Annotated in this window: 19 protein-coding genes and 2 pseudogenes; 8 read left to right on the top strand and 13 right to left on the bottom strand. The window is 43.6% G+C overall.

Going from position 1 to position 15946, the window contains the following annotated elements; all coding sequences use genetic code 11:
- Window positions 1–2: 2 nt before the first annotated feature.
- The 3 genes from DXB18_RS16455 to DXB18_RS02330 form a co-directional block, all read right to left on the bottom strand.
- The gene (locus DXB18_RS16455) at window positions 3–1514 is read right to left on the bottom strand and encodes an ABC transporter permease (protein WP_118705770.1); all 1512 of its coding nucleotides are present in this window, start codon (window positions 1512–1514) and stop codon (window positions 3–5) included.
- A 15-nt stretch (window positions 1515–1529) separates the two neighbouring features.
- Window positions 1530–2948 (bottom strand): ABC transporter permease, encoded by a 1419-nt coding sequence (locus DXB18_RS02335; protein ID WP_118543066.1) that lies wholly within the window; start codon window positions 2946–2948, stop codon window positions 1530–1532.
- Between the two features lie 226 nt (window positions 2949–3174).
- On the bottom strand, window positions 3175–4086 hold the full coding sequence (locus tag DXB18_RS02330) for a LysR family transcriptional regulator (RefSeq protein ID WP_118543067.1): 912 nt from the start codon (window positions 4084–4086) through the stop codon (window positions 3175–3177).
- Window positions 4087–4400: 314 nt separating this feature from the next.
- On the opposite strand from DXB18_RS02330, the gene DXB18_RS02325 reads away from it, so the two are divergent.
- Window positions 4401–4925 (top strand): hypothetical protein, encoded by a 525-nt coding sequence (locus tag DXB18_RS02325; protein WP_147355207.1) that lies wholly within the window; start codon window positions 4401–4403, stop codon window positions 4923–4925.
- Between the two features lie 124 nt (window positions 4926–5049).
- Here DXB18_RS02325 and DXB18_RS16700 read toward each other — a convergent pair whose 3' ends face one another.
- Together DXB18_RS16700 and DXB18_RS02320 are read right to left on the bottom strand one after the other, a co-directional pair.
- Complete coding sequence (locus tag DXB18_RS16700) at window positions 5050–5184, bottom strand: hypothetical protein (RefSeq protein ID WP_279220816.1); 135 nt, start codon at window positions 5182–5184, stop codon at window positions 5050–5052.
- Window positions 5133–5303, bottom strand: a complete 171-nt coding sequence (locus DXB18_RS02320; protein WP_347560838.1) for a transposase domain-containing protein — start codon at window positions 5301–5303, stop codon at window positions 5133–5135. Before DXB18_RS02320 ends, DXB18_RS16700 begins: the two co-directional genes overlap by 52 nt.
- A gap of 557 nt (window positions 5304–5860) precedes the next feature.
- Between DXB18_RS02320 and DXB18_RS02310 the strand changes: the two genes are divergently transcribed.
- Window positions 5861–6673 (top strand): alpha/beta hydrolase, encoded by an 813-nt coding sequence (locus tag DXB18_RS02310; protein WP_118705764.1) that lies wholly within the window; start codon window positions 5861–5863, stop codon window positions 6671–6673.
- 53 nt (window positions 6674–6726) lie between these two features.
- Here DXB18_RS02310 and DXB18_RS16450 read toward each other — a convergent pair whose 3' ends face one another.
- From DXB18_RS16450 to DXB18_RS02285, 5 genes are all read right to left on the bottom strand, one after another.
- Window positions 6727–7545: a hypothetical protein gene (locus tag DXB18_RS16450; RefSeq protein WP_243103099.1), complete on the bottom strand. Its 819-nt coding sequence runs from the start codon at window positions 7543–7545 to the stop codon at window positions 6727–6729.
- Window positions 7546–7603: 58 nt separating this feature from the next.
- A complete protein-coding gene (locus tag DXB18_RS16830; RefSeq protein WP_347560837.1) occupies window positions 7604–7879 on the bottom strand; it encodes a DNA methyltransferase in 276 nt (91 codons plus the stop codon).
- 95 nt (window positions 7880–7974) lie between these two features.
- On the bottom strand, window positions 7975–8577 hold the full coding sequence (locus DXB18_RS02295) for a Type 1 glutamine amidotransferase-like domain-containing protein (protein ID WP_118705762.1): 603 nt from the start codon (window positions 8575–8577) through the stop codon (window positions 7975–7977).
- A gap of 30 nt (window positions 8578–8607) precedes the next feature.
- Window positions 8608–8928 carry a TfoX/Sxy family protein gene (locus tag DXB18_RS02290; RefSeq protein WP_117567916.1) on the bottom strand — a complete coding sequence of 107 codons (321 nt, stop codon included), beginning with the start codon at window positions 8926–8928 and terminating at the stop codon, window positions 8608–8610.
- A 21-nt stretch (window positions 8929–8949) separates the two neighbouring features.
- The gene (locus DXB18_RS02285) at window positions 8950–9198 is read right to left on the bottom strand and encodes a DUF3781 domain-containing protein (protein ID WP_118705760.1); all 249 of its coding nucleotides are present in this window, start codon (window positions 9196–9198) and stop codon (window positions 8950–8952) included.
- Window positions 9199–9507: 309 nt separating this feature from the next.
- Here DXB18_RS02285 and DXB18_RS02280 point away from each other — a divergent pair, with 309 nt between their 5' ends.
- Window positions 9508–9747, top strand: coding sequence for a DUF6061 family protein (locus tag DXB18_RS02280; RefSeq protein ID WP_008115692.1), 240 nt, complete (start codon window positions 9508–9510; stop codon window positions 9745–9747).
- A gap of 223 nt (window positions 9748–9970) precedes the next feature.
- Here DXB18_RS02280 and DXB18_RS16825 read toward each other — a convergent pair whose 3' ends face one another.
- Complete coding sequence (locus DXB18_RS16825) at window positions 9971–10354, bottom strand: hypothetical protein (RefSeq protein WP_230328618.1); 384 nt, start codon at window positions 10352–10354, stop codon at window positions 9971–9973.
- A gap of 94 nt (window positions 10355–10448) precedes the next feature.
- Here DXB18_RS16825 and DXB18_RS02270 point away from each other — a divergent pair.
- From DXB18_RS02270 to DXB18_RS02250, 5 genes and pseudogenes are all read left to right on the top strand, one after another.
- Window positions 10449–10685 (top strand): annotated as a pseudogene (locus tag DXB18_RS02270) (sigma-70 family RNA polymerase sigma factor); the annotation flags it as partial.
- A gap of 646 nt (window positions 10686–11331) precedes the next feature.
- Window positions 11332–11676: a hypothetical protein gene (locus DXB18_RS02265; RefSeq protein WP_071132116.1), complete on the top strand. Its 345-nt coding sequence runs from the start codon at window positions 11332–11334 to the stop codon at window positions 11674–11676.
- 1 nt (window position 11677) lies between these two features.
- On the top strand, window positions 11678–13042 hold the full coding sequence (locus tag DXB18_RS02260) for a relaxase/mobilization nuclease domain-containing protein (protein ID WP_071132117.1): 1365 nt from the start codon (window positions 11678–11680) through the stop codon (window positions 13040–13042).
- Entirely contained in the window at window positions 13039–13341 is a 303-nt protein-coding gene (locus DXB18_RS02255; protein ID WP_071132118.1) for a hypothetical protein, read from the top strand. The genes DXB18_RS02260 and DXB18_RS02255 overlap by 4 nt, the downstream gene beginning before the upstream one ends.
- Before the next feature lie 108 nt (window positions 13342–13449).
- Window positions 13450–13629: pseudogene (locus DXB18_RS02250) on the top strand (recombinase family protein); the annotation flags it as partial.
- 7 nt (window positions 13630–13636) lie between these two features.
- Here DXB18_RS02250 and DXB18_RS02245 read toward each other — a convergent pair.
- Together DXB18_RS02245 and DXB18_RS02240 are read right to left on the bottom strand one after the other, a co-directional pair.
- Window positions 13637–15310: a recombinase family protein gene (locus DXB18_RS02245; RefSeq protein ID WP_002604471.1), complete on the bottom strand. Its 1674-nt coding sequence runs from the start codon at window positions 15308–15310 to the stop codon at window positions 13637–13639.
- 77 nt (window positions 15311–15387) lie between these two features.
- Window positions 15388–15561, bottom strand: coding sequence for a transposon-encoded TnpW family protein (locus tag DXB18_RS02240; protein WP_002604472.1), 174 nt, complete (start codon window positions 15559–15561; stop codon window positions 15388–15390).
- Between the last annotated feature and the right edge of the window lie 385 nt (window positions 15562–15946).

Raw genomic sequence — 15946 nt, 5'->3', positions numbered from 1 at the left:
ATTTATTTCAGTTTCGGGTCAAGTGCGTCACGAAGACCATCACCCAGGAAGTTAAACGCGAGTACCAGAACTACAATTGCAAGACCTGGGAAAATAGCCATATAAGCATTGGTTTCCAGATAAGAACTTCCTGCCTTTAAGATATTGCCCCACTCAGGAATCTGCGGTGCAATACCAAGACCAAGGTAACTTAAGGAGCTGACTGCAGTAACACCGGAACCAATACCAAGTGTTGCACGAATGATCAGCGGAGCCATGGAGTTCGGAAGAATATGGTTAAAGATAATAATCTTATCCTTTGCTCCACATGCTCTTGCTGCCTCAACAAACTCAGCGTCGGAAAGAGTCATCACGGATGCACGGATGGTTCTTGCATATCCTGGAATTGCGCCTGCACCAAGTGCAATGGTAATATTCAGGGTGCTCGTACCGAATGCTGCAATGATTGCGATTGGGAGCAGCAGACCCGGGATTGCCATGAAGATATCCAGCACACGCATGATGATATTGTCTGTACTGCCGGAATAGAAACCTGCAATTGCACCCAGGATAATTCCTACTACAATCGAGATTGCGGTAGAAATGATACCTACTGTTAAGGAGATTCTGGCACCAAATACAACGCGGGTAAATACGCAGCGGCCATAATCATCCGTACCGAACGGATACGCCAGGCTTGGATTCTGAAGGATCAGGGAATAATCATTATCTACTGCAATGCTGTAATCAAATGTCATAATCGCGCATACAGACAAAGTAAGCAGGAATACAATGATGAATGCTCCAAGTACTGCCATCTGGCTGCGGAACAGACGTTTTACTACATCGATCCAGCCAATGGATACGTAATCATCTTTGGTATAAGCTTTGCGGAGCAGGATCAGGCCCAGTAAAAGGGAAAACAGATTACCGGTCGCTGTCGTCAGGATCAGTACAATGCCCAACGGGATCATGCACTTATCCGCACGGTTTCCTTTCACATGAGCAACTACCAGCGGAAGGCTGACTGCATGAATGAGGATCACGACTGCCAGAACGCCCATTCCAAGGAAGAATGTGTCACACACATACGGCTTGAAAACATTCAGGGCAGATACCATGATGATCAGGACTTCCACCAGAAGCATATAGCTTGCAACCTGATACTCCAGATTTTTCTTTTTCTTGATCAGCATCAGGCCGGCAACTGCACAGAAAATATTGCCGTTTACGATCGTTGCAATCAGCACGATACCAAGAAGACGCAGGACTGTGCTGATCTGATTATTTTTGATGATCTGTTTATTAACCAGTGTTCCGATTCCAAAGGCGATCAGTGCCTCTGCCAGAAATACTCCGGCTACTGCTAACGGCAATGTTCCAAAGGTCCGTGTTTTTAAATCGAACGACATGAGTACAATCACAAGGGCCAGACACAGGGAAGCACCTGCCGCAAATGCCAGAGATCCGGGCTCCTGATGACGGTTCAGCTTTCTCTGGTTTGCTTTTTTCACAAAGAAATTTTCGCTTTTCATGTTTCTCCTCCTCCCTTACTGGCTCTTCAGTCTGGACTTGATACGCGGGTCTAAGTATACATACAGAAGATCCACGGCCAGGTTCACAAGGCTGATCACGATGGATACGTATACAACACCGCCCAGGATAGCCGGAATATCCGGAAGGAACTGTTTCTCGATGATGTAGCTTCCGATACCTTTTACGTTGAATACTTTCTCAATGATAGCAGATCCGCCGAGGGTTCCGCCAAACTGTAAGCCTGCAACGGTTACGATCGGGATCATGGCATTTCCAAGTGCATGCTTCAAAATCACGCGCATGTTGCTTAAACCTTTTGCTCTTGCTGTTACGATGTAATCCTGACCTAAAACTTCAAGCAGTGCTGAACGGGTGTTACGTGCCAGGCTGGCTGCCAGATGCGTTCCAGATACGAGGGCCGGCATCAGCAGGGATATCTTATTTCCTTCCACATAAGAAGCCGGAAGTAAGTGTGTGTTGATCGAGAAATTCAGGATCATGATCATACCAAACCAGAATGCCGGAAGGGACAGACCAACCAGTGCAAGGAACATGAAAATGTAATCGAATGCGGTATTTGGCTTAATAGCAGAAATGATACCGATCGGAATCGAAATCACAGCTGCAATAACAAATGCATAGACACTCATTTCTACCGTTACCGGAAACTTTCTTAAAATAGCTGCCATAACATCCTCATTACCCTGATAAGAGTTTCCAAGGTTGAATGTTGCCAGATTCTTAAAGTTCCGGAACAACTGGATAATATATGGCTGATCCAGACCATGCAGATGATTGAAATCTGCAACCTGCTGCTCAGTTGCATACTCACCAAGTACATTCAGCGCCGGGTTGGATGATGCAAAATGCAGGATCGTAAATACTACCATAACAACACCGAACGCAACAAAGATCATCATGATCAGACGTTCAAATATGTAGCGGGTATACGGGTTTGCAAAAATCAGAAGCAGAATGTACATTGGGAATGATGTAATTACCGATAACATCAAAAGTCCCTGATTGTTTAAGGCTCTGCACAAAAACTGGATAAAGGACTGACGTCCGTGTTTTCCTTCTTTTGTGTACATTGCCTGGAGTCTTGCCTCAAGTTCTGTCTCGGTATCTTTTGCGATCTGCTTTTCCAGTTCTTTCTGGAACTGTGAGTTATCTGTACTCTTTCCAAAATGCTGGTACTTGCTGGTCAGATAATACCGGGCATCCTTGCGAATCCGCTCCAGCGTCCCATCTTCTTCTGCACTCTTTCTGACCGAATCCATATCTGCAGTGTATTCTGCAGATTCTTTGCCCCGGTTCATCAGGAATGCGAGGAACGCTACCAGAATGGTCGGAAATCCGAGTATGATCATCGCCAAACGATACATCGGTTTTCCAAAGGCGCGACTCATCAGTTTGTCTAATTTGTCTTTCATCTTCTTTTATCCCTCCAGACCTTTTTCCAACGTGTTCTATTCAAGCACATGTTGTATTGTTGAGAATATCTTAACAAAAAATTACCAATATGTCTAATATACAATTATAATGAATTTATATAAAAAAACGAATCAAACAGGTCAACATTTACATATTTTCAGCGAATTGTCTAAAAAAAGGCAATTAGAGATACCTTTCTCCAATTGCCTCTTTGCATATCATGTCTTAACAGTTATCACAACGGCAGGAATCTGTCATTCCCCTATTGTGATAGTAGTTCCTGGCGTAAGTACGGAACCCTTCTGCCACCTTATTAAAATGCCGATCTGTTTTCCAAAGAAGATAATAATGTCGGATGCAATCCTTTTCCTTAAATGGAATAAAAGCAAGCTGACGGTTTGCCCGGTTTTTCTCAATCTGACTTTCTGTCATAAATGCCACACCGGTTTTCGATGCCACTACCCCAGGCATATGGCAATGAAAACATTCTGTTGTTACATTTGGCACGAATCCGTATTTTTTGCAAAGCTCATCGGTAATCGTCCGGTGTTCATATCCCTTCGGCAGACTGATAAATTCTTCATTTTTTAAATCACACAGGCTGATTTCTTCACAGGAAGCATACGGGCTGTCCGAAGAAACAGCAAGAAAATACCGCTCTTTAAAAATTTCTTCCTCTGTAATTTCCGGATTCTGTCTCAAACAGCTGGCAAGCACATAATCAACATCTCCCCATAACAATTCTTCCTCGATTCCGTCTTCCATAATGTCAAACGAACGGATCCGGCATTTCGGATAAAGTTCCTTAAACCCAATCAGAACCATATGAGAAAACAGTTTGCTGACCAGTCCAAGGTTCAGTATCGCTTCACTCTTCTCACTCTCCGCGATCACCTCATTCTGCGCCCGTTCCAAAATTGTAAGCGCCTGATCTACCGACTCGAGATACATTTTTCCATATTTATTCAGACTAATTCTGCGCCCCTGACGGTCAAAAAGCGGAACTCCGATTTCGTTTTCCAGGCGGCTGATACTTACGCTCAGTGCCGGCTGTGCCACATTGAGCTGCTTAGCCGCATTGGTCAGATGCTCCGTCTGCGCAACGGCTTTAAAATATTTTAACTGGACAATATCCATGATAGCGCCTCCCCGTACAGTGCGCAAAAAGGCTGTTCCTGTGTAGGATCCCAGCCTCTTTGCATGTAATCTAACTTTTTTCTTTTATCAACTTGTTTTATTCTAATACATTTGATAAATTCTGTCAAGTTATGCGCGCATTGTGAATTTCCGTTGGTTTTCCAAAACGCAAGCCATTAGTATATTGATGATAGGAAAACAAATGGCAACGCTGTGCCGGTCTGAAAGTGAATCGGCAGAAAGGAATTCTATATGAGAAAATGCAGGCAGACACAAAACTTAAGAAGATGGGGTGCACTACGACGGATATGCTTATGTACAGAGATGGGACCTATGCTGCCGTATCGAATTATTATGCTGACGGCACAATCCGCTACACACTGGATCCAGATAATGGCTGTCTTCATGTCGATGCTGCCGGAAGTTATGACCCTTCTGCTTCCGGCGACTATTACCAGGCACCACGTGAGGCTTGTTGGGAATACGATGGAACATGGTTTTTCTATGATGCACAGGGGAACAAACTGATCAACGGAGTTACAACGGATGGCTGGTATACAGGTGAGAATGGGCAATGGAGACGTGAACTTGGTATGGCCTGCTTCACCCCTGGTATTTATCGCAATGATTGCACCCATGAGAACACGGAAAATGAAAAATGGGAATTCAGTGTGTATACCAATATGAGCTGGGAAGATTGGACTCTCCACGGTTCCTCTGATAAACGTGAAGTTGGACGCGTTGACTATACGTACATGGACTTCTACAACAATCCGATCTATACAAAAGAAGATATGGTTCTCTACAACAGGATCTGCTCATGGATCAATGGAAGCTGATTGAAAACCGAAGTTAGTCCGTTGTCCCCGCTTCGTATTCCTCCTGCCAGGGAGCGATACTCCGCTGGTTTCCGGATGGACTGCCCCGCTTCGCCCAGCATGGCAAAGAGGCAGTTGCTTCAACTTATACTATCAGCTCTATAACATCTGCCGTAAACGCATCATAGCAAATACCTTGCCAATCAAAAGCCGCTTTCGCGGCTTCGCTTAATTGCTCTTCTTCGGTTTTCGGATGTTCTCTGGTAGTTTTTCCGACCACGGAAGCAGATCATCTAAGAAAAATCGGTCTGTATCATCCATGTGCTTTGGAATCTCTGTCAGAAGATATTCAAAGTACTCGTATGGTTTTAAGTTATTCGCTTTTGCTGTTTCTGCGATGCTGTAAATGATAGCGGATGATTTTCTTCTGCAGAACGCGGCCAGCTGAATGCACCATTATCTAATCTTTTGTAGAAAAGCAGAAAACCATCACCTTCCCAGAGAAGACCTTTGGTACGATTTGTTCTCTTACCACAGAACAAAAAGAGCGTATTTTTATCGTAATCCTTCTGAATCTGGCATATAGATTCGGAGGGATTTCTAATATCGTCCGCAGTCTTAATCAGACCAATGCACTGACCCTAATATATACCCCTTAAATCCATGTCTTGGACCATGCGAAGTTCTTCTGCCATAGTTATACACCATCCTTTCTAATATATATATGATGGAGAATGGGATAGAAAATAAAATCGATTTTGAAGCGGATTGTAGTAGATACTGGTAAAAAGTTAGATTTTACATTGATTTACTGAAATTCTGCATGGGCAAAATACTATTTATTTGTAGGTTTTTAGTAAATTTAATAGATTCTTTCGTTCTGGTTTGTATTAATTGTGATACAATGATGGTAGCTGAATTGTAGCGTTTGCTTATGGTAAAGGAGGGTTTACTATATGAGCACATTTAAAACAAATGATGGTGTGGAAATCTATTATGATGTACGGGGAGAAGGAAGACCGCTGTTGATGCTGCCTGGTTGGACCTGTTCGACGAAGTTCTGGAAGCAGAATGTCGATGAATTGGCAAAATCTTGCAAGGTGATCACCATGGATTTACGTGCACACGGAGAGTCCGAAAAAGTTCTGCACAGCCATAGAATTTCTCGGTATGCCATGGATGTGAAGAATCTGCTGGACTATCTGGATATCAAAGATGTTACTGGACTTGGCTGGTCCATGGGCGCATCAATTTGGTGGAGCTACATCGAACTTTTTGGAAACGATAGACTAAGCGGACTGATTTGCGTGGACCAGTCTCCTGCTCAGTATATCGGACCTGATTGGCAATGGGGACAGAAAGGTTGCTATGATGTTGAGTCATTTATCAGATTGTGCTGTGGAATTCAAGCGGATCCAGAAGGCTCTGCAGCTGGACTGATCACTGGATGCTTAAATCATACACCGGATCCAGAAGATGCCAAGATGCTGGCAGCCGAAGCCAATAAGTGCCCGCCTTATGCACGCATTGAAATTATGCGTGATCATACAAATTTGGATTGGCGCGACTTTATCCCGCACATCAACCTGCCTACCCTTGTCTGTGTTGCCAAAAAGAGTAACATTTTCGACTGGCATGGTAGTGCCTGGGTTGGCGAAAACATTCCGGGGGCCAAGACTGTATTCTTCGAGGATTCCGGGCATATGCTTTTCTGGGACGAAGCAGATAAATTCAACAAAGAAGTGGCGGACTTTGTTTGCAACCACTGATAAATATGAAAAAGGCAGGACCAAAATCCTGCCTTTCTGTTCTATATAAATACTTATCGACTGTAACTTTTTCCTCGTTTTTCTATTCTCTGCGTCTTAGCACCAATCTTAATGTCCGGTGCGGAGCTTGCCAGCTCCAGATGCAAAGCGAACATACCCTTTTGCCTCAGCTGGATCGGTACAAATGAGGTCTTCCGCCGTACTTCCAGCCAATCAACAGTATATTCTATCCTTTTCCCATGTTTTGGAAATTCTCTTCTCAGCCCTTGCTTTGCTTCTTCTATCATCTCATCCATAGCATAAGTCGATGGTCTATTGGTGCGAATAAAACGATGCGGTGATGGCCGGTAAGACAGATTTCCTCCATCCAACACATACTTAATCTTTTCCATATCTTCAAGCAGCTCTGGATTGTGCTCATACTCCGGATAAGCAGGTACAGGCATCATGCGACCACCTACCATCAAATCAATACCGTCCTCAAAGATGTTATAATTGTCATCAGTCATAATCCCAATTGACGCAGCACCCAAGCGCATATCCGGCTCCGTCTCCTGATACACGAAAAAATGGCTTAAAACTAAGGGATTATCGCATCGAAGAAACAGTGGACTGCTCTCACTTTTTACACGCAAAATCTTTAAAACTGTCCATCGTTCCCTACGGAAAATTTGGTGATCGGCAGTTAAAATTCCACAACGAACTGCTTCTGGATGGTCGTCCGGTGAGCGATAGAAAGATACTGTCATAACCAGACCATACCACTTATTATTATCCGAGTGCCTCAACACGGCATTGTAATCTTTCCATGGATAATCCGGTTCAGTTTTGTATTGCTGGCGGCAATAATCGAACACTTCCTCTCTGGTCATTTTCTACCTCTGGCATTTTCTTTTTCTGTTAATTCCTGATACATTTTCATTAGTTCAGCTACGCAACTGCTTTCCGTAGTAGTCCTAATATCAAAGCCGTAATGGATACCTGAATTGGATTTGCTTCTTCAAATCCGAAGCGAATCTGGCCCTTCTGCAACTCAGCCAATACCTTATTTTCAAGCCTACGAATGCTAATATATGTTTCCGTAAGGAAGTTACCACTGCCACATGCTGGATCTGTTGCCGTGTCTAATTTGATACAACATAACGGAGCGGAATATCTACCCCTTAACGATGCACCCGCACAGGTGCATTTTTGCACACCCCTCATAACGATGCCGTATGCACCGTTACGGAGTAAGGTATTCGGTTTTATCGCTGCCTGTGCGTACACTGTGTTCTCCTCGTAAAACTGGAATTTTCAAATTAGTCTTTGCAAATAACCTTTGAACCTTCACCATCGATTACAATTCCCTGACGGTTGTTAATTGGGCATAGATTCAAATCCGAAAATTCAGTCATTATTTTCTCAGTAACCTTCTTAAATGGTGCTGTAAGATAATGCGGAAGAACATAGAAATCAATCAAATCAAGCCCTGCATCATCTTCTTGTGAGTAGTCCTCCGGCTTTTCATCCATTTGTTCAATATATTGGATAGTTGGAGCGCATATAATCGCACCCGCCGATTCACCGATCATCAGTTTTCCCTTTGCCAATTCCTTCTTCAATAGCTCATTCGCTCCCGTTTTACGGAGCTGATCCATAAGAAAGAAAGAATTTCCACCAGTAAAATAGATCACATCCGCATCTTCAAAAACGGACTGTATCGTTAAATAAGCCTCCGTTGAAATATCAATTTCCGTTACGGTTGCTCCCAGTTTATTGAATAGCTTTCGAGCCGAGCCGACATAACCGGTGTAGCCTTCACGCAGCGAAGCTGTTGGAATAAATGCGACTTTCTTATTTTCAATTTCTTCCTTTATCAGACTTCCTACACTTGAAAAATGTGAACATAAAAATAGTTTCATCAATATTCTCCTTTATAAATTAGAATTTGTTTATTTCTTCTTTTTCGGTTTTGGAGCTGGCAGTTCGTCATACATAGAACCAAACAAACCTGCCAAAAATCCCTTATTATCAACTTCATCTACCAACAACATCTCTTTTGCTCCCTCATAGGGTAATTCATATGAAGCTGTCGGCATATAACTAATTGCTGATTTTACTGGTTTAACAAGTAATCTATCATCATAGATACCACCTACAATCTTTCCTCGATAATAAATAATAAATTCTCCCATCATAGCTCGATAAGTAATTTCTTCTAACTCAGATAGCTGCCCTAAAATAAACTCTAAATATTCTTTGCTTGACGCCATAATTTCACCTCAACTTATAATTTACTTAATAATATGTGCTGTAATAATTGTATAACCATATGAATTGATAGTGATTTTGACATTTTCAATTTCGCAATACCAATTTTTACCTTGTTTGTATATATGGCACTTTTCATCCAACACCTTATTTTTGCAATACTCAACAACATCTACTATATCTATTTTTAGATTTCTTTTAATTCTATCAACTCCCAGTTCAGTTGTATGAATTTTGTTAATATTATCGAGTAATATTTTTTTATCTTCCATTCTTCTTTTCCTCAAATTACGATTGAGATTTCACCTGTTTTAGGGAATTTAATAACTGTTATATTTTGTTATTAAATTCTCTGCAAACCCTTGAAAACACTGGATTTATCGCAGGTGAGCTTTCCCTTATTGTTTCCCTTGTGTTATATCGTCCCGTCAGCGTTTACGAACTCTGATAAGGGCAAATACAAGGGCAAGAAAAATCTATAAAACAGTATAACACAAAATAAAAGTGACATGGTGAACTGATTGAAATGCTTCTGATTTTTGTAACAAATGACTGATTGAATGATAAGGAGATTCTATACGATGAGAACAATATTTGCAGAATACAATCCACACAGAAACAGCATTGATATTTATACTTCTGCTGGTTATATGCTCCGCATTGACTGTTGGGAAGCCGAAAAGGATTTAAAAACCACACCCGGATCAGACTGTGCATTGAACGCACTTGCCATTGATAAACCGCTTGAATATGCAAAATTATATCTTGATGAAACAATGCAGATATGGGTAGATGCAGAAGATTCATTAGAACTATGGTGATTTTTTCAACAGCACTAAGGTTACTTTTTCCCAATCTCATTTATTGAGAATCGTCTTTTTACCGTGCATATATATTCAATATCTTTTTATCTATTATAATGAAATCAAGGGCTGGTCTAATGCCAGCCCTACAAAAATGAAAATTCACATAGAAAATAAATTTACAATTTTTCCGATATAAACCTGTTATCAACAAATACAAACATAATTTATATTATCGTATCTATTGATATGATATGTATTTCAAAGAGTTACCAGAAGTTTTTGAAAACTTTTCCCTTGTGATATTATCTAAAGCTCCTAATTTTATACTTTTCCCATGATGGAGCAGCTTATTTGACCGTATCTTTAATAGCTGTATTTTTGTAATTAGATGTAACACCACCGGATTTTCATCCGTTGAATCATCCGCATATTTAAGACAATAAGAAAGACCGGTGCCATTACCTCCTGTCCACAACATATTATCTGTTGTGAATATCTGATATACCTTCGGTGTTTCTGCCGTATAAAATGTCTTTTCCCCAGATGCAGGCGTTTTCATATTATTGCCTTTTTGTTGGCGGTACATTGAAGATACCGTATTTAGACCAGAACCAATGTGCATACTTCTGTTCCTCCAATCATTTTATCTGAATTGTAAATGTACTGCTTCTCTGACTGTTTTCAGTGTCCTTGAAATAGTGTCAAAAAGAGGTGCTATGGCAGACAAAGAGCAATCATCCGAGATAAAGACCGTTACGGATTTATTAGATGAAATCGAGGATGAAAATCTGTATCAGGCATTGCTTACGGTGGACAGGCGTACTCTGCAAATCGTTCTGCTGAAAATGCAGGGCTATTCCACAAAAGAGATTGCCCCGCTTGTGCATTTAACGACGGGTGCTATCTATGCACGGTTAGACCATCTCAGAAAAAAGTTGCAGAAGATTTTATAGGCATCTAATACAGCACGCTTTCTTATGGGCTATTGGGTGGGGGATAAAATTCTCCCGCCCAATTTTAGAATAAGTGAATAAAATCCCTGTCCATAGGGAATACTAAAAAGTTTGTGCAAAATCTTGACAGCCATATTGCCGCTATGGTATTCTAAAATACTAATGGGGAAATTGGAAGATTGAAAATTAAATAAGTACATAGATATAAAATTGAAATGTTGGTCAATCGACAAGGCTGACATGGGTTTTGAATTTCAAAGCCGCTACATAACATTGCGAATCAGATTGAGAGGGAATCCTCTTGTCGTTCGTGGTGTGGTGCAGCGGCTTTTTCATTTATCCAAAAGTCAAAGGTAATCAAATCCAGAACGGAGGTGGAAGCACATAGGATTTTCTTTTCGGAGGGTAAGGGCAGGTATAAAGAATGTCGCTGCACAGAAAAGTTGCCCTGCGGAGATGTCCGCAGGGATAGCGAGCATCGGATTGTGTCAGCCACAATCCCAATCCACAGCCTAAAGGCGTGTGGACTAACTTAGGGGACAGGTCTACGCTCCGCTTCGGTCGGCGCTAAGCGGACGTCCACTGGACGTCCAGCGCCCCTAGCTACCCCGATAAAAGAAAAAATAAGACTGGAGGATTAAGAAAAATGAGTAGAGAAAAATCAGAAAAAGTATGCATTACTTTTAGATTGAGCGAAGAAGAACATGAAAAATTAAAGCAGTATTCATCCGCCTGCGGTCTGTCCGCAGCAGAATTTATGCGTCAGTTATGCAGGGGAAATGCCCCACAGCCAATGCCGCAAACCGAGTTTTGGGAACTGCTAGGCAAGCTCTATGAAGTGCATGATGCTTTCAGAAAATGCGTCCCTTTCTATCCTGCCGCCGCTGAAATCTGTAAGGAGATTGAGCAGTTAGTGATGGATTTGCAGCAGAGATTTACTATGCCACAACCGTTTGATATGGAAAAATATGCAGGGAAAGGGGTAGTCTGATATGGCGGCAACGAGCCTCTGGCACATCGAAGGACGGTTGAAAGACCTGATTTCTTATGTGGAAAATCCAGAAAAGACCGTGCCGAATAAGGAGATGCAGGACTTCTTTGACGTGTTCTCCTATGTGAAAAATCCAGAGAAAACGGACAATGGAGAGTTTGTTTCCGCCATCAACTGTTTAAAAGAAACAGCGTTACAGCAGATGATTCTGACGAAAAAGCAGTACCAGAAGACAGGCGGGTATATCGCTTGGCACGGCTACCAGAGCTTCAAGCCAGACGAGGTAACGCCCGAACAATGCCACGAAATCGGCTTGAAACTGGCAAGGGAGATGTGGGGCGACAAGTACCAGATAATCGTTGCCACCCACCTTGACAGGGGGCATCTCCACAACCACTTCTGCTTCAACTCCGTTTCCTATCTGGATGGGAGCAAATATAATTACTCAAAATCGGAGCAGAAACGGCTAAGGGAAACGTCAGACCGCTTGTGCAGAGAGTACGGATTATCGGTGATTGAGAACCCGAAGAAAGCCCCTTCAAGACCGCTGTATCTGGATGAAAAGAGCGGCAAGCCGACACGCTACAACGTCTATCTGGAAGATTTGGCGGAGGCAATCAGCGGCAGTCGGGATATTCCGCACATGATGAGATACCTTACCGACAAAGGCTACGAGGTTGATTTTTCGGGCGGGCATTGGAAGATGAAGCTGCCGCAGTATAAGCATTTTACAAGATTAGATACGCTTGATGAACGCTTAACGCCCGATTTTATCCGCTCACATTTAGGCACAAGGGCAAGGTACGGGAACTATAAAGCGAGGATTTCCTACTCTCCCCATATGCCAGAGGAATATAAAAAGGCTTGGAAACCGCACCAGAAAACCACGGGAATCTTAGCGTTGTATTATTACTGGTGCTATCAGTTGGGGATATTCCCGAAAGGCACGGACTACAAGCCGACAAGCCCGCTGATGAAAGAGGAGCTTCGGAAACTGGACGAGATTACCGCACAGGTACGCTATATGTCAGAGCATGACATCTCCACCCTCTCCGATTTGCACGCCGACAGGGAGAAAAACCAGACGGAAATGGACATGCTTACCGACTATCGGCGGCACTTGCAGAATAAGATACGGCGTGCTTCACCCGCCGAGAAAGAAACGCTCCGAGAAGAAAAAAACGGAGTGACGGAGCAGATAACAGAACTGCGAAAGCGGCTGAAATATGCGGATGGAATTGAAAAACGCTCTGCCCACATTGATGATTGTTTAAACCAAATCCACGATACGGCTGAAAAACAGCGTTCAAACCAGAACGGGAGGGCAGGCAAAACAGACCGCAGGAGGGAGGAATCATTGCGATGAGCAGAAAGTCCGAAGAAGAAATACAGGCAATCATGGAGGAATACAGGGACGCCCCTATGGTAAATCCCGATAAAGTATATCCCCCTCTGCCGCCCGTCCAAAACGTCACTCCCCTTGTCCGTGTTCCAGAGCAGATGAGCTTTACCGAGAAAATCGGCGGCACGGAATACACCGTCGACGCCCATTTCCGAAAGGACGGGCGGGATTTGCTTTCCAAGCTTACGGATATTTTTATGCGTGGCATGCAGGGATATGAATGTTATAATGACGGGGATTGGAGTGGCGATGACGGAGCATAGCAGACCGCAGAAGAATTACCGCTTTAAAGCGTTGAAGTTTGAGGACAGGTATGGTACACTGTACCTACACTTCACAATACCGTGTCTGCTGTCGGAAAGGAGAACCTTATGAAAAGACAGCAGGAAAAATTTACCGCCTTGTACTGCCGTTTAAGCCAGGACGACGGACGGGAAGGCGAGAGCAACAGCATTGTAAACCAGAAAGAATATCTGATGAAGTACGCAAAGGAACACGGTTTCCCTAACCCGAAATTCTATGTGGACGACGGCTATACGGGTACGAATTTTGCTGGGGTTAGATAGCGATACTTTTTACATCTACCATGTTGCGGCGGTCATGGTTGACAACTTGCGTCGGCTCCTGCTCGGTATCAACCTGTCCGACAAAGCTATAATGGATTTCGATTTTCCGGGTGTTGGTTTCCCGGTCTAATTCATGTATCAAAATACGGTCGATAAACTCATGGACGTTTTCATAGGTCAATTCCTGTATGTCGCTGTATTTCCCGACAATCTGAATAAACCTTGATATATCCCTTTTTCGCTCGGTAACGGTTGCGATCTGCTGTTGTAACTCGTCTATCCTTGCGGCAAGGGATTTCTTTTCGTCCTCATAGCCGGAAGTTAGAAACACAAACCGTTCATCTGTCAGTCTGCCTAATGCGTTGTCCTCATACAGCTTGCGGAAAAGCGTGTCAAGTTCGGTCATACGCGCCTGTGCTTTGAAAAGTTCCTTTTGCTGCTGCGCTAATGCCTTTCTCGCTTCCATGTCGCCGTACTCGGTAGCTTTACAGATAAAGTCCTGTTCGTGTTCCTTAACATACCGCAAAACCCGCCGCATATCTTCCAGCACTAAATCAAGAAGTACGTTTTTGCGGATATAATGAGAGGTACACTCGCTGCCTGTCCTTGCCCTGTTGCGCCATGCGCCGCAAGAATAGGAAAACTTGCGCGGCTCGATATTTACGCCCTGTTGGTAATACATCTTATGTCTGCAACCAGCGCAAAACAGCAAGCCGGAAAAAATATCAATCTCCGCTGCTTTTGTCGGGCGGTGGCGGGTAGCAATCCGCTTTTGCGCAAGTTCAAAGGTTTCCTCGTCAACAAGCGGCTCATGGGTGTTTGGGAAGAAATAGCGTTGTTCTTCTTCGTTCTTCCGGGTCTTTTTCGACTTGTAGGATACCTTGTGAGTTTTCGCGGTTATGGTATGCCCTAAATATTCCTGCCTTGCTAATATGTCATAGAGCGTTTTGTCCGGCCAAGTATAGGGGGCGATCATTGCCCGCTGATACCGCGCCTGTCCTGTACGCTGATAGCGCAACGCTCCAATCGTCAAGACTTTGTTTTCCGCAAGCCATTTTTGGATTTCGCACATACGCACGCCGCTAACAAACATAGCGAAAACCTGTTTGACAATCGGCGCGGTTTCCGGGTCGGGTATAAGGTGGTGGCGGTTGTTCGGGTCTGGGATATAGCCGTATGGATATTCCCCGTTGACGCGCTCGCCTTTTTGCGCCTGTGCCTGTTTAACTGCGCGGATTTTCTTGCTTGTGTCGCGGGCGTAAAACTCGTTAAACCAGTTCCGCAAGGGGGTAAACTCGTTATCCTCCCGCGCTGTGTCAACTCCGTCGTTGATCGCGATATAGCGTACTCCGTTTTCGGGAAATACAATCTCTATGAGTTCGCCCGTTTTCAGATAGTTTCTGCCAAGACGGGAAAGGTCTTTGGTAATGACCGTCGCCACTCGTCCGGCTTCCACTTCCTGCAACATCGCTTGCAGCCCCTCGCGCTCAAAACTCACGCCGGAAAATCCGTCGTCCACAAAAAACTTTGTGTTCAAAAAATGGTGTTCGTCCGCATAGCGTTGAAGTATCATTTTTTGGTGCTGTATGCTTCCGCTTTCTCCGGCTTGCATATCCTCTTGACTTAAACGGCAGTAAAGGGCGGTGATTTTATTCGACTGTAACATTAGTCCTCCTTTCCGACAGCCGAATAAACAGGTATAATGTGTTGCTATCATTATACCATATCCCGCCGCCTAATGCACTACTCGGACGCTAAAAATCCCGGATTTCCGGGCTTTTTCTGCAAATCCTTTACAATGAGTTTCTCAATCTTTTTATGGATTGTATCGGTTGCCTTTTCACTCGGCAACGCTTGAACAAGATAGGTGATTTTCCCTATTTTGCGTTCGGTTGTAATTGTCTGTTTTTTATCCATTAGAAAAACCTCCTTTTCCTGTATGGATAAACTATATTCGTCAAAAGGCAAAAACGGGCGGTTGTTAGCTGCAACCTCACGGGAGTTTCACCCCGGCCCATGCTTATGGGTGCGCCGCGCAATACTTTGAGGGTGTTCAACGCGGGAGTATCATTGTGCCGCCTTGTATGTCGTCGCCCACAAGCTGCTAAACCTGTTTTACGGCGCGGTAGTTCTCGCTCGGCTTTTCCCCTATGGGGAAAAGCTGTCATGGCGTACCCGCCGACTGGCTCGGTACAGACGGAATGTACCCGTTTGCCTGTTATGCTGCGCACCAAAGGCCGCTTTCTTTGTCAAAGAACAATAGGCTTTGTCGGCCTGCAAAAGCACATCAACAGCGGATATG

It is taken from the genome of Clostridium sp. OM02-18AC (genome assembly GCF_003481825.1).
Classification (GTDB): domain Bacteria; phylum Bacillota; class Clostridia; order Lachnospirales; family Lachnospiraceae; genus Brotaphodocola.
The sequence above is the reverse complement of the archived record's forward strand: the minus strand, read 5'-3'. Positions and strand labels throughout refer to the sequence as shown.